Below are 17222 nucleotides of genomic sequence, written 5' to 3' on the forward strand. Positions count from 1 at the left end.
TCGACTAGCGGAAGCAGCGACGCACGTGACGTCGGCAGGCACCACCCGGGAGGTCCCCATGCCCGAACTGCGTGTCGTGGCCGTCAGCAACGACGGCACACGGCTGGTGCTCAAGGCTGCGGACAGCACGGAGTACACGCTTCCGATCGACGAGCGGCTGCGTGCTGCTGTTCGCAACGACCGGGCGCGGCTCGGCCAGATCGAGATCGAGGTCGAGAGCCACCTCCGGCCCCGCGACATCCAGGCGCGCATACGAGCCGGTGCCTCCGCCGAGGAGGTCGCACAACTCGCCGGCATCCCGGTCGACCGCGTCCGGCGCTTCGAGGGTCCCGTGCTCGCCGAGCGTGCCTTCATGGCCGAGCGGGCCCGGAAGACGCCCGTGCGCCGGCCCGGTGAGAACACCGGGCCGCAGCTCGGCGAGGCCGTCTCCGAGCGGCTGTTGCTGCGCGGCGCCGACCGGGACACGGTCCAGTGGGACTCCTGGCGCCGGGACGACGGCACCTGGGAGGTACTGCTCGCCTACCACGTCGCGGGCGAACCGCACTCGGCGAGCTGGACGTACGACCCGCCGCGCCGGCTCGTACAGGCCGTCGACGACGAGGCCCGCGCCCTGATCGGTGAGACCGACGACACCCCGGAGCCGAGCTTCCCGTTCGTCCCCCGGATCGCCCGGCTGCCGCGTGAGCGGTCCGGCGACCGGCCCGCGGACCGTTCGGCCCAAGCGCCTGTGCAGGAGCCGGAGGAGAGCGGGGAGAGGGACTCCCTGACGAGCCTCCTGGAGGCGGTGCCGAGCTTCCGGGGCGACATGGTCGTCCCCGAGACCTCGGTGGTGCAGGAGGAGGAGCAGGGCGAGGAGCCGGAGCCCGCGGAGGAGCCGGCCGCTCCCCCCGCCGCCGCTGGGGCGGGTTCGGCCTACGCGGACGTGCTGATGCCGCGGTCGGTCGGAGGTCACCGGGACCGTCTCACCGGGACGACGGATCGTCAGGCCGAGGCCGACGGCGTCCGTCCGGGCCGCCGGGCGGCGGTCCCGAGCTGGGACGAGATCGTCTTCGGCACGCGTCGCAAGAAGCAGGACTGAGAGCAGGACTGACGGCCCGCCACCGGCGGACCTGCGAGAAGCCCCGGCCTCCAGGGCCGGGGCTTCCTCGCTGTCCGGGACCGTTCCCACCGCCCGCACGTCAACGCTTCCGCGGCTGCTGCGTCCGCGAGCGAGGCGGCACCACCCGGGAGTTGACCGTCACCGCCTCGTACGGGTGAAGGGGGAAAGGCGTCAGCCCGGTTCCGCTCCCGTGGCGACCGGGCGGTCCGGGTCCGCCGACCATTCACTCCACGAACCGACGTACAGCGCCGCGGGAATGCCCGCGACGGCGAGCGCCAGGACCTCGTGCGCGCCGGAGACGCCCGAGCCGCAGTAGACACCGACCTCCGCGTCCGGCTTCACGCCCACCTCGGCGAAGCGTTCGCGCAGCACTTTCGCGGGACGGAAGCGGCCGTCGTCCGTGACGTTCTCGGTCGTCGGGGCGGACAGCGCGCCGGGGATGTGGCCGGCGATCGGGTCCATGGGCTCCACCTCCCCGCGGTACCGCTCCCCCGCCCGCGCGTCCAGCAGCACACCGGAGCGTGCGAGCGCGGCCGCGTCGTCGGCGGAGAGCAGCGGGAGCGCACCGGGGCGCGGGACGAACGTGCCCTCCGCGGGCTCCGGGACGTCGGTCGAGAGCGCGTGACGCCCCTGGACGGTCCAGGCGGCGAGGCCGCCGTCGAGGACGCGGACGTCCTCGTGTCCCGCCCAGCGCAGCATCCACCACGCCCGTGCCGCGCCCCACCCCAGCCCGCCGTCGTAGACGACGACCGGGCGGTCGTCCGACACACCGGCCCGGCGCATCGCCGCTCCGAAGACCTCGGGATCCGGGAGGGGATGGCGGCCGCGGCCCTCGCCCGCGGGCCCGGCGAGTTCCTCTTCCAGGTCGATGAAGACGGCCCCGGGCAGGTGTCCCGCCTCGTAGGCGGTCCGGCCCAGCGGGCCTCCGAGCTGCCAGCGGACGTCGAGCAGGACCGGCGGACGCTCCCCCGACAGGACGCTCGCGAGTTCGGATGCGCTGATGATGGCATTCATGGTTCCCATCCTCGCGCAGTCACCCCGGTGCCGCGCCGTACACCCGTGAGGCGGTTGTGGCGCCGGTGACGGAACCGCTGAACCAGCCGGACCCACGGGTGCGACGTATCTCCGGATCGCCTCCGCGTGACGGAAACGCGGGGGGCACATGCCAATCCGGGCATCCTCCGGCAGGAACCGGCACATTGCGGCGCGGCCGAGGGTTGGAGCGCGCTCGGTGGTGCAAGCATCTGGACGGGCGTCCGCAGCACACCCACGACGTCGGCGCGCCCGTTTCCGGCACGACCACCACGATGGTCCGAGGAGAGAGTGACGATGACCGGTGCACCGACCCGGCGCACACCGGGCACGCCCTGCTGGGTGAGCCTGATGGTTCACGACCTGGCCGCGACCCAGGACTTCTACCGCGCCCTGTTCGGCTGGACGTTCGGCCCGGGCCCCCGCCAACTCGGCCCGTACGTCCTGGCCCACCTCGACGGCCGCGTGGTCGCCGGGATCGGTGAACTGCCGCACGGACGGCACCTTCCCGTGGCGTGGACGACGTATCTGGCCTCCGACGACGCGGACGTCTCGGCCGAGCAGATCCGCGCCTGCGGCGGGACGGTGGGGGTGGGGCCGCTCGACTCCGGCAGCGCGGGCCGGATGGTCATCGCCTCCGACACCACGGGCGCGGTGTTCGGTGTCTGGCAGGGGCGCGACCACGTCGGCGCGGAGTCGGCGGGGCAGCCGGGCACTCCCGTGTGGAACGAACTGCTCACCCAGGAGACCGCGGTGGCGAAGTTCTACGGAGCGGTCTTCGGCCACGAGGCGGAAGCGGTCACCACCACCGATCACGACTGCCAGACGCTGCACCTGGACGGGCGTCCTGTGGCGATGATCCACGGTCTCGGCGGTGCGCTGGACCGGGACCGCGGCCCGCACTGGATGACGTACTTCGAGACGACCGGCGCCGACGTGGCCGCGCGGCGGGTGACGGAGCTGGGCGGACGCGTCGTCGGTCCGCCGCGGGATGCCTCGATGGGCCGGATCGCGACGGTCGAGGACCCGGAGGGGGCGGTCTTCTCGCTGGTGACCTCGGCGCCGTGAGGCCACACCGCGTCACCGGCCCGCCGGGGCGAGGGGGTTGAGGCCCGCCGCACGCGACCGGCCCCGGTGGCACGGGAGTTCCTACGGCGTCGGCCGCGGGTCCGGCGCGCTGCCCGGCGGCGGAACGACGGCCCGCCCGGCGGCCGGGCGGGCGGCAGCGGGAGCCACGGGAGCCGCGGGCGGGTCGACCGGCAGCACGTCGGGCGAGAGCGTGGCCGCCCGCGCCGCGGCCGCGTTCATCCGGCGCTGGTGGTGGCGCCGGCACAGCACCTCGTAACCCACCTCGCTCTCGGGGCGGTTGACGTCCCCGACCACGACCTGGGCGCCCTCGACGACCATCTCGCCGCCCACCGTGCGGGCGTTGTGGGTCGCGCGGGCACCGCACCAGCACAACGCCTCGACCTGCAGGACCTCGATGCGGTCGGCGAGTTCGACGAGCCGCTGGGAGCCGGGGAAGAGCTTGGTGCGGAAGTCGGTGGTGATACCGAACGCGAAGACGTCCAGACCGAGGTCGTCGACGATCCGGGCCAACTGGTCGATCTGACCCGGCTCCAGGAACTGCGCCTCGTCGGCGATCACGTAGTCGGCACGGCCGCCGGACGACAGATGCCGCACGAGGTGGGCGTAGAAGTCGAACCCCTCCCCCGCCTCTATGGCCTCGGTGACCAGGCCGAGCCGGGAGGAGAGCTTGCCCTCGCCCGCCCGGTCGTCCCGGGTGAAGATCATTCCCTGCAGACCGCGTGCCGAGCGGTTGTGCTCGATCTGCAGAGCGAGGGTGCTCTTGCCGCAGTCCATGGTGCCGCTGAAGAACACCAGCTCGGGCATGGAGTGGGGGTGCCTTTCCTCGGGGGTGGTCGTGGGCGCCGGGGCGCGCACAGGGCCTGTGGCGTGGAGGGCCGGGAGGTCGCGTGCGGGGGATCGGGTGCGGACGTGAGGTCAGGTGCGGACTTCGAGCAGCGGTACGAGTTGCTCGACAGCGGTCATCGACCCGTGCAGGCCGACCATCGCGGACTCGTGCGGCTCGGTCTCCAGGGCGACGATCGCGACGTCGTCGCAGGCCGCGGCTACCACATCGCCGATCCTGCCGTACACGCGCTCGTCCACCCCCGCTCCCGGCGGCCCGAACCAGCCCGCCTCGATCGCCTCGTCACGCGTCGCCACCCACATCCGGTCGCCCAGCACCTCGCTCCAGACCGCGGCCACGTCACCCGCGGCGCCGGGCACCGCGTAGACGTGGCGGGCGCGGCCCTCGCCGCCCAGGACGGCGACGCCGGCGCGCAGTTCCCAGTCCTCGTCGAAGTCGATGCGGGACTCCGGGTCGAAGGGGATGTCGATCATGCCGTGGTCGGCGGTGACGTAGAGAACCGAGCGGGGCGGCAGTTGCTCGGCCAGGCGCTCGGCGAGCCGGTCCACGTACGCGAGCTGGCCGCGCCACGCGTCGGAGTCCACACCGAAGCGGTGGCCCTTGCCGTCCACCTCGCTGTAGTACGTGTAGACCAGCGAGCGGTCCCCTGCGGCCAGTTGCTCGGCGGCGAAGTCCATCCGCTCCTCGCCGGAGAGGCGGCCGTGGAAGGTGCCGCCGCTGAGGGCGATCCGGGTCAGCGGGGTGTGCTGGAAGTCGGGCGAGGTGACCTGGCAGGTGTGCACCCCCGCGGCCTCGGCGCGCTGGAAGACGGTGGGGTACGGCTGCCAGACGTGCGGGTCGGTCCACGGCTTCCAGCGGAGCTGGTTCATCAGGGCGCCGGTGGCCGGGTCCATGACCGTGTAGCCGGGCAGGCCGTGCGCGCCGGGCGGGAGTCCCGTGCCGACGGAGGCGAGGGAGGTCGCGGTCGTCGACGGGAAGCCGGCGGTTATCGGCGCACCGGTGCCGCCGTACGAACTGCCCAGCAGGCCCGTGAGGAACGGCGCTTCGGCGGGGTGGGCCTTCAGCAGCTCCCAGCCGAGGCCGTCGACGAGGAAGACGCAGACGCGGTCGGCCGGTTCGAGGCCGAGGCCGACGGTCAGGTCCGGTACGCCCTGGCCCGCGGCCACGGCCGGCAGCAGATCGGCGAGCGAGCCCGTGCCGTACGCCGGCAGCGGGGCGCTCCGCGGATCGAGGAGCGCGGGCTCGTGGTGTCCGGAGCCTGCGGTGGCGGGCTGGATCATCAGCGGGCGGACGAGGAGGCCACGGTGGCCTCGGACAGCGCCTGTGCGAAGGCCAGGGTCTGGCGGACGGAGTCGGGGCCGTCACCCGCCTCGCTGACGCGGAGTGACAGGTCGTCAGCCGTCGAGGATCCGGTGTAGCCGTGGTCCGCCTCGCAGTTGGGGTCGCCGCAGGCGGCGGGTTCGAGGTCGAGACGGTTGACCGCCCCCCAGCCGATGGTGAGGACGACCTCGCGGGGCAGGGTGCCGGGGGTGTACGACTCCGGGTTGGCGACGACCCGGCTGACCACGACCGAGGAGATCCGCTCCAGCTTCACGGACTCCGTGGACGTCGTGGCGTACGGCGAGGGGGACGAGCCGTCGGCGGCCTGCTCGTCCGTGTGGCTGACGATGAAGCGGGTGCCGGTGAGGACGAGCACGGTGACATGGCGGCGGACCTCGTTCGCGTCGAACGTCGTCTCCTGGTGGACCAGGTAGGACGCGACCGGCTCACCACCCACGGCGGCCTCCACCGCCTCGGCCACGAGGGCCGGGTAGTAGCCACTGCGCTCGATGGCCGAGCGCAGACCCTGGGTCGTCATACCGGTCTTCGCCATGCGGCCCATCCTACGGGGCCCGAGGCCCCCCGAAACTCCCTCGGGCCCCAACCCGGGGCGGTTCCGGCCGCGGGCGGTACCACGGATCGTCCCGCTCAGTACGCCGGGAGGCGGCGTGGCCCCAGGTCCGCGGGGGCGGGGCTGGGGGCGAGGCGCACCGAGGCGCCGAGCACCGCGAGCCCCTGCGGGGCGACGACGACCGGTTCCAGCTCGACGTGGACGACCTCCGGATGGTCGTCCACGAGCCGGGAGACGCGCAGCAGCAGTTCCTCCAGCGCGTCGGTGTCGACCGGTTGCGAGCCGCGCCAGCCGAAGAGGAGCGGTGCGGTCCTGATCGACCGGATCAGTTCCGCCGCGTCACGGTCGGTGACCGGGACGAGCCGGTGCGCGGTGTCGCCGAGCAGTTCGGACGGGGCGCCTGCCAGCCCGAAGGAGAGGACCGCGCCGGCCGCGGGGTCGATCGCGGCCCGCACGACGGTGTCGACGCCCCGCGGCGCCATGGCCTGGACGACCGGCCGCAGCTCGTCGGCCTTGCCGAGGTGATCGGTGAACTCCTGGTGGGCGCGGCGCAGCTCGGCCTCGCTCGTGAGGTCCAGCCGTACGCCGCCGAGGTCCGCGCGGTGCCGCAGGTGGGGCGCGGTCGTCTTGAGGGCCACGGGATAGCCCAGCAGCTCCGCGGCGCGGGCGGCCGCGTCCGGGTCGGGCGCGGGGAGGGTGGGCCGTACGGCGATGCCGTAGCGGGCGAGCAGACGCGCCGTGGCGTCGGCGTCGAGCGGGCTGGTGCGGGGGACGGGACCGCTGCCCGGTTCCCCGGCGGCGCGGGTGTCGCCGTTGCCGCCGGTGGCGAGGATCGCGTCGATGTCCGCCCCGGCGGCGGCCTCCTCGATGTCCTCGTACTCCGGGACCCGGCCCGGCTCCGCGGCCTGGCGGCGCCACTGCGCGTACCGGACGGCCTCGGCCAGGGCGCGTACGGCCCGCTCGGCGGCGGGGTAGACGGGGATGCCGGTGGTGGCGAGGTCCTCGTTGAGCCCCTCGATCTCCAGGTGGACGACGGTCACGGGCTTGGCCGCGTCGCCGGCCTCCACCGCCTCGCGCAGCGCGGCGGCCAGCGCGCGGCCCTCCGCCGCGCGGTCCGGCTGCGAGGAGGTGTCGTCGCCGACCCAGGGGATCGCGTTGACCACGACCGCGTCGCACAGGTCGTCGGCCAGCGCGGCGGCGAGCGCGTCCCGGTAGTCCTCGGGGGTCGCGGCCGTGGTGAGGTCGCGGGGGCGCAGCGGGCGCAGGCGCTCGGTCAGGGCCGCGTCGTAGGTGAGCAGGCCCAGGGACTCGGAGTTGCCGAGGATCGCCACGCGCGGGCCGCCGGGCAGCGGCTGCCCGGCGAGCAGCAGCCCGGCGTCCGCGAGCTCGGTGACGGTGCCGACGCGGATCACCCCGGCCTGGCGCAGCAGCGCGGAGACGGTGGCGTCGGGGATACGGGTGGTGGGGACGGTGTGCCCGGTCGGGGCGCTGCCGGTGTGCCGGGCGCCCTTGACGACCACGACGGGCTTGACCGCGGCGGTGCGGCGGGCGAGGCGGGTGAACTTCCCCGGGTTGCCGATGGATTCGAGGTACATCAGCACGACGTCGGTGTCGGGGTCGTCGTGCCAGTACTGCAGGAAGTCGTTGCCGGAGACGTCCGCGCGGTTGCCGGCGGAGACGAAGCTGGACAGGCCGATCCGCCCGGCGCCGCGCCGGTGGAGTCCGGAGAGCAGCGCGATGCCGATGGCGCCGGACTGGGTGAAGAGGCCGAGGCGGCCGTGGACCGGCAGCTCGGGCGAGAGCGAGGCGTTGAGCCGTACGTCGGGGGCGGTGTTGAGGAGGCCGAACGCGTTAGGCCCGATGATCCGCATGCCGAACGAGCGCGCTTGCCGGACCAGTTCGCGCTGGCGCTCCCGCCCGCCTGGCCCGCTCTCGGCGTAGCCCGCGGCCAGCACGACCAGCCCTTGGACGCCGTGCTCACCGCAGTCGGCGACGACGGCGGGCACGGCCTGCGCCGGGACGGCCACGACGGCGAGGTCCACCGGTTCGTCGATCTCGTGCACGAAGCGGCGTGCGGGGACGCCGGGTTGGCCGAGCTCGGGGGCGTCCAGCGTCGTCGCGCCGTCGGGGAACGCCTGGTTGACTGCGTACACGCGCCCCGTGAAGCCCCCCTCGACGAGGTTGCGCAGCACTTGGCGGCCGACGCCGCCGGGGCGGCGGCTGGTGCCGATGACGGCGACCGAGCGGGGTGCGAGCAGCCGCTTGACGGAGCGGGCCTCGGCGCGCTGTTCGCGGCCGCGCTGGACGGCGAGGGACTGGTCGGTGGGTTCGAGGTCGAACTCCAGGCGCACCACCCCGTCCTCGAAGCTGCGCTGCTGGGTGTAGCCGGCGTCCGTGAACACCTTGATCATCTTGGTGTTCGCGGGCAGCACCTCGGCGGCGAAGCGGCGGATGCCGCGCTCGCGGGCCACCGCGCCGATGTGTTCGAGGAGGGCCGAGGCGACGCCGCGGCCCTGGTGGGCGTCCTGGACGAGGAAGGCGACCTCGGCCTCGTCGGCGGGGGCGGATGCGGGCCGGCCGTCGGCGTCGATGCGGTCGAAGCGGACGGTCGCGATGAACTCTCCGCCGACGATGGCCGCCAGGCCGACCCGGTCGACGTAGTCGTGGTGCGTGAACCGGTGCACGTCGCGGTCGGAGAGCCGGGGGTACGGTGCAAAGAAGCGGTAGTACTTCGACTCGTCCGAGACCTGCTCGTAGAAGCTGACCAGCCGCTGGGCATCGTCCGGGGTGATCGGCCGGATCTGTGCGGTGCCCCCGTCGCGCAGCACGACGTCCGCTTCCCAGTGGGCCGGGTAGGCGTGTTCCGGCGTCGTCCCCATGGGGACCAGACTAGGGGCGAGGGGCGGAGCGGGGCACTCCGCGCGCCATGAGAGACTGACCGGAAGCTGGTCTAGACAACGCCGTCGGACTTACCTGACACGACCTGAAGGGCACCACCATGGCTGAGCGCCGCGTCACCGTCGGCTGGGCCGAGGGCCTTCACGCCCGGCCCGCTTCGATCTTCGTCCGTGCGGCGACCGCGTCGGGTGTTCCCGTGACCATCGCGAAGACCGACGGCAACCCGGTCAACGCCGCCTCGATGCTGGCGGTACTGGGACTCGGTGCGCAGGGCGGCGACGAGATCGTGCTCGCCTCCGACGCCGACGGCGCCGACATCGCGCTCGACCGTCTGGCCAAGCTCGTCTCCGAAGGGCTCGAGGAGCTTCCGGAGACCGTCTGAACCACGCCGTCCGGAGCGCCTGCGGGGCCGCTCCGGGAGAACAGGCACGAGAACCGCGGTGACTTTTTCGGTCACCGCGGTTCCTGCGTTCACGCTTCTCGTGTCCACGTTTCCCGCATTCACACGTGGCGCGCCGCCCGCCGTCCAGAATTCCGCGTCACCGCCGCCGTGAATTCCGCGCAGAATTCGCCTCACTCTTGTGTACGCCCGCTCTGTTAATTCTGGGCACTCGTATTGTTGACGGCTTGTTTCGGGGTGCTCACGCGGACCGGCCGGCGCATCCGGTGGATCGCGAGCGAACGTTCCGTGTGCGCCGCCATCAGTGCGCGGGCGCGGTCCGCCTCTCCCCGCGCGACCGCGTCGGCTATCGCCGCGTGCTCGCCCCAGGAGTCCGTGACGCCCACGGGCGCGGGGGCGTACATCCACGCGATCTTGCGGCGGACCTGGGTGAGCGTCGACGCGAGACTGGGGCTCCCCGCGGCCTGCGCCAGCGTTTCGTGGAACCAGCCGCCCAGTGCCCGCAGATCCGCCGCCTGCCCGAGCCGCGCCCGCTCCTGGCCCAGCCGTACGAGGCCGCGGAGCACCTTCACATGGGCCTCCGTACGGCGCTGGGCGGCGCGGGCGGCGCCCAGCGGCTCCAGCAGTGCGCGGATGTCGAGCAGGTCCGCCGCCTCCTGCTCGGAGGGCTCGGCGACGCAGGCCCCCGCGTGTCTGCGGGTGGTCACGAACCCCTCGGACTCCAGGGTGCGCAGGGCCTCGCGGACGGGGACGCGGGAGACGCCGTAGCGCCGGGCGAGGACTTCCTCGGTCAGTCTGCTCCCCCGCGGGTGGACGCCGGAGACGATGTCGTCACGGATCGCCCGGCACACCGCGCGCGCCGGAATACGACCGGTGGCCTGCGGCCCGCCCTTCACCTTCGTTCCCGCATGGCCGGACCTCCACTGCAATTCCTGGGAATCACGTTCGACCGGGTTCATTCAAGAACTGTATGCCACAGCGGAGAAATTTCCATCGGGCGGGACCGGAGAGGGATATCTTCCGGCCTTTGTGCGCCCGCGTTTCCTTCCGCCGCCCGCGGGCGGCGGAAGGAAACGCGTCAGCGGTTCAGCGGCGAAACGCGTCAGCGGTTCAGCGGTTCACCGGCGCGGGGTTCACAGGCTCAGGCCGTGCGAACGGAGGTAGGCCACCGGGTCGATGTCGGAGCCGTAGTCCTGCGAGGTGCGGGCCTCGAAGTGCAGGTGCGGGCCGGTGGTGTTGCCGGTGCTGCCCGAGAGGCCGATCTTTGCCCCCGGGGTGACGGTCTGGCCGACGGAGACGTGCACCGTGGAGAGGTGGCCGTACTGGGTGTACGTACCGTCCTTCATCTTGATCACGACGTTGTTGCCGTAGCTGCCGCCCCATCCGGCCTCGACGACGGTGCCGGCGCCCACCGAGCGCACGGTCGTGCCCGAGGAGGCGTGGAAGTCGACTCCGGTGTGGCTGCCCGAGGACCAGGCGCCGCCCGAGGACCCGTACGAGGTGGAGACGTAGCTGCCCTCGACGGGCAGGACGAAGGCGTTGAGGCGCTTGCGCTCGGCCTCGCGCGCCGCGCGCTTCTTCGCGGCCTTCACCTCGGCCGCCCGCTTCTTCGCGGCGGCCTCGGCCTTGGCGCGGGCCGCGGCGACGTCGGCCGCGTCCTGCTGCGCCTCGGCCTGCGCGTCGACGGTGCGGGCGATCGAGTCGTCCAGGACGATCGCCTGGCGCAGACCGGTCTGTTCGCCCTCGGGCGACTGGTCGGGGGCCGCGGCGGACGCGACACCGGGGGTCAGGGAGGTCACGACCCCGGTGGTGGCGAGTGTGGCGATGCCCGCAAGGCTCGCGCCGGAACGGGCGAGACGGCTGGGGCGGCGATAACGGTGCTTCCCGGTGGCACGGGTGAACGACGCCATGCGGCGGCGGTGCTCCTTTCCTTCCTTCTCGCCTACCGGGTTAGCTGACGGGTTCGGAGCAGGAAGGTCTCCTACGGGCCCCTCGCAGGAGGCGCCCGATTCACCCCAGGGACTGCGCGCCCTCCCGCGCCGGTGCGGCGCGCGACGGGCAAGGTGGGTCCCCGGCTCCCCTGGCTCGCGCCGTACGGGGACTCGGCGATGACTGCCCGGAGCCGCGGGTGCGGCAGGTGTACCGGCCGGACAGCCGGACCGACGCTAAACGGGACATCTGTCAATCGCCAAAGAAATCAGGTCGTTTGTAGTCGACACCACAAAGGAAACGGCAGACTCAACTACAAACCGGACATACAGCAGTGCCCCGGAGCCACTTCAGGCTCCGGGGCACCGATGCTGTCCATCTGCCGGGCTGACACGTCGTCAGGCACTGGCCACCGTCACGGTGTCAGCCGCTGACGACCTTCACTTCGCCGATGCCGAGCGCCCGTACGGGCTCCTCGATCACCGAGGCGTCGCCGACGAGGATCGTCACCAGACGGTCCGACGGGAAGGCGCTGACGGCCGCCGCGGTCGCCTCGACCGTGCCGGTCTCGGCGAGGCGCGCGTACAACTGCGCCTGGTAGTCGTCCGGAAGATGCTGCTCGACCTGGTCGGCGAAGGTGCCGGCGACCGCGGCCGCCGTCTCGTACTTCAGCGGGGCGACACCGACGAGGTTCTGCACGGCGGTGTCCCGCTCCGCGTCGGTGAGCCCGTCCGCGGCCAGCGTGCGCAGCACCTTCCAGGTGTCCTCCAGCGCCGGTCCCGTGGAGGCGGTGTCCACCGACCCGCTGATGGCCAGCAGCGAGGCACCCGTGCCGTCGGAGGCGGAGCGCAGCACCTGGCCGAACGACCGCACGCCGTAGGTGTATCCCTTCTCCTCGCGCAGCACCCGGTCGAGCCGGGAGGTGAGCGTGCCGCCGAGGCAGTAGACGCCGAGGACCTGTGCCGGCCAGACACGGTCGTGCCGGTCGGAGCCGATCCGCCCGATCAGCAGCTGGGTCTGCACCGCGCCGGGGCGGTCCACGATGACGACGCGGCCGGTGTCGTCCGCGGTCACCGCGGGGACGGGCCGGGGCGCGGCGGTGTTGCCGGTCCAGGCGCCGAGGGTGTCCCCGAGAACGGCCCCGAGGTCGATGCCGGTCAGGTCGCCGACGACCACGGCGGTCGCGGTGGCGGGCCGCACATGGGCCTCGTAGAAGGCGCGTACGGCCGCGGCGTCGACGCGTCCGACCGTCTCCTCGGTGCCCTGCCGGGGCCGGGACATCCGGGACTCGGCAGGGAACAGCTCCTTGGAGAGCTCCTTGGCCGCGCGCCGGGCGGGGTTGGCCTGCTCGTGCGGGATCTCGTCGAGCCGGTTGCGGACGAGCCGCTCGATCTCGCCGTCGGGGAACGCCGGGGCGCGCAGGGCATCGGCCAGCAGTCCGAGCGCCTTGGCCAGCCGGGAGGCAGGGACCTCCAGAGAGACGCGGACGCCCGGGTGGTCGGCGTGCGCGTCGAGGGTCGCGCCGCAGCGCTCCAGCTCCGCGGCGAAGTCCTCCGCCGTGTGCTTGTCGGTGCCCTCGGACAGCGCCCGCGCCATGATCGTGGCGACGCCGTCCAGTCCGGTGGGCTCGGCGTCCAGCGGCGCGTCGAGGTTCATGTCGACCGCGACGACCTGCTGGCCGGGACGGTGACAGTGCAGCACGGTCAGGCCGTTGGGGAGCGTGGAGCGCTCGGGAGCCGGGAAGGCCCACGGCTTGGCGGCGCCACCCTGGGGCTGCGGGTGGAAGGTCATGGCGGGGGTCGTGTCGCTCACCGGGCCGCCTCCTGTCCTGCGTTCTCGTCGGCGGCCTGGTGGTCGGCGAATGCGTCGTCGGATCCGTCGGCGGAGTCGCCCCCGCCTCCCTCGGCGGGGCCGGTCGGTTCGTAGACCAGGACCGCGCGGTTGTCGGGGCGCAGCCGGGCGGCGGCCACGGCCTTGACCTCCTCGGCGGTGATCTCCAGCAGCCGGTCGACCGCGGTCAGCGCCAGCTTGGGGTCGCCGAACAGGACCGCGTAGCGGCAGAGCTGGTCGGCGCGGCCGCCGACAGTGGCGAGCTGGTCCAGCCACTCGCGCTCGAGCTGCGCCTGGGCGCGCTCCATCTCCTCCGGCGTCGGCCCCTCCTCGGCGAAGCGGGCCAGCTCCTGGTCGACCGCGGCCTCGATGTCCGGTACCTCGACGCCGCCGGAGGTCTTCACGTCCAGCCAGCCGAGCGAGGGCGCACCGGCCAGCCGCAGCAGGCCGAAGCCGGCGGCGACGGCCGTACGGTCGCGGCGCACCAGGCGGTTGTGGAGACGCGAGGACTCGCCGCCGCCGAGGACGGTGAGGGCGAGGTCGGCGGCGTCGGCCTCACGGGTGCCGTCGTGCGGAAGGCGGTAGGCCGACATCAGGGCGCGGGCCGGGACCTCCTCCTCGACGACCTCGCGGAGCTGCTCACCGATGGTCTCCGGGAGCGAGCCGTCCCGCGGCGCCTGCTTGCCGTCGTGGCCGGGGATGGTGCCGAAGTACTTCTCGATCCAGGCCAGGGTCTGGTCCGAGTCGATGTCGCCGACGACCGAGAGGACCGCGTTGTTGGGCGCGTAGTAGGTGCGGAAGAAGGCCCGCGCGTCCTCAAGGGATGCCGCGTCCAGGTCGGCCATGGAGCCGATCGGGGTGTGGTGGTACGGGTGCCCCTCGGGATAGACCATCGCCGTGAGCTTCTCGAACGCGGTGCCGTAGGGGACGTTGTCGTAGCGCTGGCGGCGCTCGTTCTTCACGACGTCCCGCTGGTTCTCCAGCCCGTCGTCGTCGAGCGAGGAGAGCAGGCTGCCCATACGGTCGGCCTCCAGCCAGAGCGCGAGCTCGAGCTGGTGGGCGGGCATGGTCTCGAAGTAGTTGGTGCGCTCGAAGCTGGTGGTGCCGTTGAGGGAGCCGCCGGCGCCCTGGACCAGCTCGAAGTGGCCGTTGCCCTTGACCTGGGCGGAGCCCTGGAACATGAGGTGCTCGAAGAGGTGGGCCAGGCCGGTGCGGCCCTTGACCTCGTGTCGCGAGCCGACGTCGTACCAGAGGCAGACCGCGGCGACCGGGGTCAAGTGGTCCTCGGAGAGCACCACGCGCAGGCCGTTCGCCAGGCGGTGCTCGGTCGCTGTCAGGCCGCCGGAGCCGGCCTGTTGCGTGGCCGTGTGACCCATGGGCATGTACATCCCTTCGATCGCGTGTGAGGCGAGGTGATGAGCAGTCCTGCCACTGTATGCAAGCGCGCTGCCACCTGGCGAAGTTCCCGGAACGGCAGGCCCGAAGCCCGGCGTTCCCGCACCCCGTGCCCGGGAAGGATGCCACCATGGGGCACGCCGCGCCCGCCGGACGGTCCGCGGCTTTCGGCGACTGCGGCATAATCGGGCGCTTCCCGGCGGTACCGGCCGCCGGTGACCACGCGCCGAGGCCCGTCCCCGGCCCCGTACCGCACCGCCCGACCGGGTCGTGGGCGGCGTTGTCGGCGGGTGGGTCCACAATGGTCGGCGTCAGGATCGTCGGAACACCCCGCTCAGGCAGTTCAAAGGAGCAGCAGCCGCGATGGCCCGCCGCAGTACGAAGACCCCGCCGCCGGACGACTTCGAGGAGCGCATCCTCGACATCGACGTCGTCGACGAGATGCAGGGCTCCTTCCTCGAGTACGCCTACTCGGTCATCTACTCGCGCGCGCTGCCCGACGCCCGCGACGGCATGAAGCCGGTGCACCGCCGCATCGTCTACCAGATGAACGAGATGGGCCTGCGCCCCGACCGCGGCTATGTGAAGTGCGCACGCGTCGTCGGCGAGGTGATGGGAAAGCTGCACCCGCACGGCGACGCGTCCATCTACGACGCGCTGGTCCGTATGGCGCAGCCGTTCTCGATGCGGCTGCCGCTGGTCGACGGGCACGGCAACTTCGGCTCGCTGGGCAACGACGACCCGCCCGCCGCCATGCGGTACACCGAGTGCCGGATGGCCTCCGCCACCTCGCTCATGACGGAGTCGATCGACGAGAACACCGTCGACTTCGCCCCCAATTACGACGGCCAGGAGCGCGAGCCGGTCACGCTGCCCGCCGCGTACCCGAACCTCCTGGTCAACGGCGCCTCCGGGATCGCCGTTGGCATGGCGACCAACATGGCGCCGCACAACCTCGGCGAGGTCATCGCCGCGGCCCGCCATCTGATCCGGCATCCGAACGCCGATCTCGAGACCCTGATGAAGCACGTGCCCGGTCCTGACCTGCCGACCGGCGGGCGGATCGTGGGCATGAGCGGGATCCGCGACGCCTACGAGACGGGGCGCGGCAGCTTCAAGATCCGCGCCACGGTCGCGGTGGAGAGCGTGACCGCCCGGCGCAAGGGCCTGGTGGTGACCGAGCTGCCCTTCACGGTCGGTCCGGAGAAGGTCATCTCCAAGATCAAGGACCTGGTCAACTCCAAGAAGCTGCAAGGCATCGCGGACGTCAAGGACCTCACCGACCGTGCCCACGGCCTGCGTCTGGTGATCGAGATCAAGAACGGCTTCGTCCCCGAGGCCGTGCTGGAACAGCTCTACAAGCTGACGCCGATGGAGGAGTCCTTCGGTATCAACAACGTGGCGCTGGTGGACGGGCAGCCGCTCACCCTGGGCCTCAAGGAACTCCTCGAGGTCTACCTGGACCACCGGTTCGACGTCGTCCGCCGGCGCAGCGAGTTCCGCCGCACCAAGCGGCGCGACCGGCTGCACCTGGTCGAGGGCCTGCTCATCGCCCTGATCGACATCGACGAGGTCATCAGAATCATCCGGTCGAGTGAGAACTCCGCGGAGGCGAAGGAAGGCCTCATCGCGCGCTTCTCGCTGAGCGACGTCCAGACCCAGTACATCCTCGACACCCCGCTCCGCCGGCTGACGAAGTTCGACCGGCTGGAGCTGGAGTCGGAGCGCGACCGGCTGGGCGAGGAGATCGAGGAACTGACCCGGATCCTGGATTCCGACCAGGAGCTGCGCAAGCTGGTCTCGGGCGAACTGGCCCAGGTGGCGAAGAAGTTCGGCACCCCGCGGCGCACGGTGCTGCTGGAGTCCGCGGGCGCCCCGGTCACGGCGGTGCCGCTGCAGGTCGCGGACGACCCGTGCCGGGTGCTGATGTCCTCGACGGGCCTGCTGGCCCGCACGGCCAACGGCGAGCCGTTCGGCGCGGAGGAGACCAAGCGCGCCAAGCACGACGTGATCGTCTCGGCGGTCCCGGCGACGGCCCGCGGGGAGGTCGGCGCGGTGACCTCGCAGGGCCGTCTGCTGCGGGTGTCGGTGATCGACCTCCCGATGCTCCCCGAGTCGGTCACGACGCCGAATCTCGCGGGCGGCGCACCGCTCGCGGAGTTCGTGACCTTGGAGCAGGACGAGACGGTGATCTGCCTGACCACGCTGGACGAGTCCTCGCCGGGCCTCGCGATCGGCACCGAGCAGGGCGTGGTCAAGCGGGTGGTGCCCGACTACCCGTCCCACAAGGACGAGCTGGAGGTCATCTCCCTCAGGGAGGGTGACCGGATCGTCGGCGCGGTCGAGCTGCGGACGGGCGAGGAGGACCTGGTCTTCATCACCGACGACGCCCAGATGCTGCGCTACCAGGCGTCACAGGTGCGGCCGCAGGGCCGTCCGGCCGGAGGCATGGCGGGCATCAAACTGGGCGCGGACGCGAAGGTGATCGCCTTCGCGGCTGTCGATCCGGCGTCCGACGCGGTGGTGTTCACGGTCGCGGGCGCACAGGACACCCTGGACGGAACCGCCCCGGGCAGCGCGAAGCTGACGCCGTTCGACCAGTACCCGCGCAAGGGCCGGGCGACCGGCGGCGTGCGCTGCCACCGCTTCCTCAAGGGCGAGGACGCCCTGGTCCTCGCCTGGGCCGGTGCCGTTCCGGCCCGTGCGGCGACGGCGGCGGGCGCTCCGTCGGAGCTGCCCGAGATCGACCCGCGCCGCGACGGTTCGGGCGTACCGCTGGCCAAGGCGGTCGCGGTGGTGGCGGGGCCGGTGTGAC

The 17222-nt window shown here is 72.6% G+C and carries 13 protein-coding genes and 1 riboswitch; of the genes, 4 read left to right on the plus strand and 9 right to left on the minus strand.

Annotated features, from left to right (window positions below):
• Positions 1–25: 25 nt before the first annotated feature.
• Positions 26–1078 carry a septation protein SepH gene (gene sepH / locus ABZ822_RS14385; protein ID WP_360852218.1) on the plus strand — a complete coding sequence of 351 codons (1053 nt, stop codon included), beginning with the start codon at positions 26–28 and terminating at the stop codon, positions 1076–1078.
• 192 nt (positions 1079–1270) lie between these two features.
• Here sepH and ABZ822_RS14390 read toward each other — a convergent pair whose 3' ends face one another.
• Positions 1271–2113, minus strand: coding sequence for a sulfurtransferase (locus ABZ822_RS14390; protein ID WP_360852221.1), 843 nt, complete (start codon positions 2111–2113; stop codon positions 1271–1273).
• A 315-nt stretch (positions 2114–2428) separates the two neighbouring features.
• On the opposite strand from ABZ822_RS14390, the gene ABZ822_RS14395 reads away from it, so the two are divergent.
• Entirely contained in the window at positions 2429–3199 is a 771-nt protein-coding gene (locus ABZ822_RS14395; RefSeq protein WP_360852224.1) for a VOC family protein, read from the plus strand.
• A gap of 81 nt (positions 3200–3280) precedes the next feature.
• Here the strand turns inward: ABZ822_RS14395 and ABZ822_RS14400 are convergent, their stop codons facing one another.
• The 4 genes from ABZ822_RS14400 to ABZ822_RS14415 all read right to left on the minus strand — a co-directional run bounded on the left by ABZ822_RS14400 (position 3281) and on the right by ABZ822_RS14415 (position 8834).
• Entirely contained in the window at positions 3281–4024 is a 744-nt protein-coding gene (locus ABZ822_RS14400; RefSeq protein WP_360852227.1) for a thymidine kinase, read from the minus strand.
• A 111-nt stretch (positions 4025–4135) separates the two neighbouring features.
• On the minus strand, positions 4136–5344 hold the full coding sequence (locus tag ABZ822_RS14405; RefSeq protein WP_360852230.1) for a nucleotide pyrophosphatase/phosphodiesterase family protein: 1209 nt from the start codon (positions 5342–5344) through the stop codon (positions 4136–4138).
• Positions 5344–5937 (minus strand): DUF5998 family protein, encoded by a 594-nt coding sequence (locus tag ABZ822_RS14410; RefSeq protein ID WP_360852232.1) that lies wholly within the window; start codon positions 5935–5937, stop codon positions 5344–5346. Before ABZ822_RS14410 ends, ABZ822_RS14405 begins: the two co-directional genes overlap by 1 nt.
• A 95-nt stretch (positions 5938–6032) precedes the next feature.
• Entirely contained in the window at positions 6033–8834 is a 2802-nt protein-coding gene (locus tag ABZ822_RS14415; protein WP_360852235.1) for a GNAT family N-acetyltransferase, read from the minus strand.
• A 119-nt stretch (positions 8835–8953) separates the two neighbouring features.
• Here ABZ822_RS14415 and ABZ822_RS14420 point away from each other — a divergent pair, with 119 nt between their 5' ends.
• Positions 8954–9235: an HPr family phosphocarrier protein gene (locus ABZ822_RS14420; RefSeq protein WP_360852238.1), complete on the plus strand. Its 282-nt coding sequence runs from the start codon at positions 8954–8956 to the stop codon at positions 9233–9235.
• 215 nt (positions 9236–9450) lie between these two features.
• Here the strand turns inward: ABZ822_RS14420 and ABZ822_RS14425 are convergent, their stop codons facing one another.
• The 4 genes from ABZ822_RS14425 to ABZ822_RS14440 all read right to left on the minus strand — a co-directional run bounded on the left by ABZ822_RS14425 (position 9451) and on the right by ABZ822_RS14440 (position 14394).
• The gene (locus ABZ822_RS14425; protein ID WP_360852241.1) at positions 9451–10212 is read right to left on the minus strand and encodes a GntR family transcriptional regulator; all 762 of its coding nucleotides are present in this window, start codon (positions 10210–10212) and stop codon (positions 9451–9453) included.
• Positions 10213–10386: 174 nt separating this feature from the next.
• Positions 10387–11163, minus strand: coding sequence for a M23 family metallopeptidase (locus ABZ822_RS14430; RefSeq protein WP_360852244.1), 777 nt, complete (start codon positions 11161–11163; stop codon positions 10387–10389).
• A 15-nt stretch (positions 11164–11178) separates the two neighbouring features.
• A riboswitch (cyclic di-AMP (ydaO/yuaA leader) is annotated at positions 11179–11371 on the minus strand.
• A gap of 234 nt (positions 11372–11605) precedes the next feature.
• A complete protein-coding gene (locus ABZ822_RS14435; RefSeq protein ID WP_360852448.1) occupies positions 11606–12973 on the minus strand; it encodes a pitrilysin family protein in 1368 nt (455 codons plus the stop codon).
• Between the two features lie 17 nt (positions 12974–12990).
• The gene (locus tag ABZ822_RS14440) at positions 12991–14394 is read right to left on the minus strand and encodes a pitrilysin family protein (RefSeq protein ID WP_360852247.1); all 1404 of its coding nucleotides are present in this window, start codon (positions 14392–14394) and stop codon (positions 12991–12993) included.
• Positions 14395–14770: 376 nt separating this feature from the next.
• Between ABZ822_RS14440 and ABZ822_RS14445 the strand changes: the two genes are divergently transcribed.
• Positions 14771–17221 carry a DNA topoisomerase IV subunit A gene (locus ABZ822_RS14445; protein ID WP_360852250.1) on the plus strand — a complete coding sequence of 817 codons (2451 nt, stop codon included), beginning with the start codon at positions 14771–14773 and terminating at the stop codon, positions 17219–17221.
• The last annotated feature ends 1 nt before the right edge of the window (position 17222 follow it).

The sequence above is a fragment of the Streptomyces sp. NPDC047108 genome (assembly GCF_040643575.1).
Lineage (GTDB): Bacteria > Actinomycetota > Actinomycetes > Streptomycetales > Streptomycetaceae > Streptomyces.

Excerpts from the sequence above, each read along its gene's own strand:
- ABZ822_RS14390 (WP_360852221.1), bottom strand. The coding sequence starts at position 2,113 with ATGAATGCCATCATCAGCGCATCCGAACTCGCGAGCGTCCTGTCGGGG.
- ABZ822_RS14395 (WP_360852224.1), top strand. The coding sequence starts at position 2,429 with ATGACCGGTGCACCGACCCGGCGCACACCGGGCACGCCCTGCTGGGTG.
- ABZ822_RS14400 (WP_360852227.1), bottom strand. The coding sequence starts at position 4,024 with ATGCCCGAGCTGGTGTTCTTCAGCGGCACCATGGACTGCGGCAAGAGC.
- ABZ822_RS14405 (WP_360852230.1), bottom strand. The coding sequence starts at position 5,344 with ATGATCCAGCCCGCCACCGCAGGCTCCGGACACCACGAGCCCGCGCTC.
- ABZ822_RS14410 (WP_360852232.1), bottom strand. The coding sequence starts at position 5,937 with ATGGCGAAGACCGGTATGACGACCCAGGGTCTGCGCTCGGCCATCGAG.
- ABZ822_RS14415 (WP_360852235.1), bottom strand. The coding sequence starts at position 8,834 with ATGGGGACGACGCCGGAACACGCCTACCCGGCCCACTGGGAAGCGGAC.
- ABZ822_RS14420 (WP_360852238.1), top strand. The coding sequence starts at position 8,954 with ATGGCTGAGCGCCGCGTCACCGTCGGCTGGGCCGAGGGCCTTCACGCC.
- ABZ822_RS14425 (WP_360852241.1), bottom strand. The coding sequence starts at position 10,212 with ATGAACCCGGTCGAACGTGATTCCCAGGAATTGCAGTGGAGGTCCGGC.
- ABZ822_RS14430 (WP_360852244.1), bottom strand. The coding sequence starts at position 11,163 with ATGGCGTCGTTCACCCGTGCCACCGGGAAGCACCGTTATCGCCGCCCC.
- ABZ822_RS14435 (WP_360852448.1), bottom strand. The coding sequence starts at position 12,973 with ATGACCTTCCACCCGCAGCCCCAGGGTGGCGCCGCCAAGCCGTGGGCC.
- ABZ822_RS14440 (WP_360852247.1), bottom strand. The coding sequence starts at position 14,394 with ATGCCCATGGGTCACACGGCCACGCAACAGGCCGGCTCCGGCGGCCTG.
- ABZ822_RS14445 (WP_360852250.1), top strand. The coding sequence starts at position 14,771 with ATGGCCCGCCGCAGTACGAAGACCCCGCCGCCGGACGACTTCGAGGAG.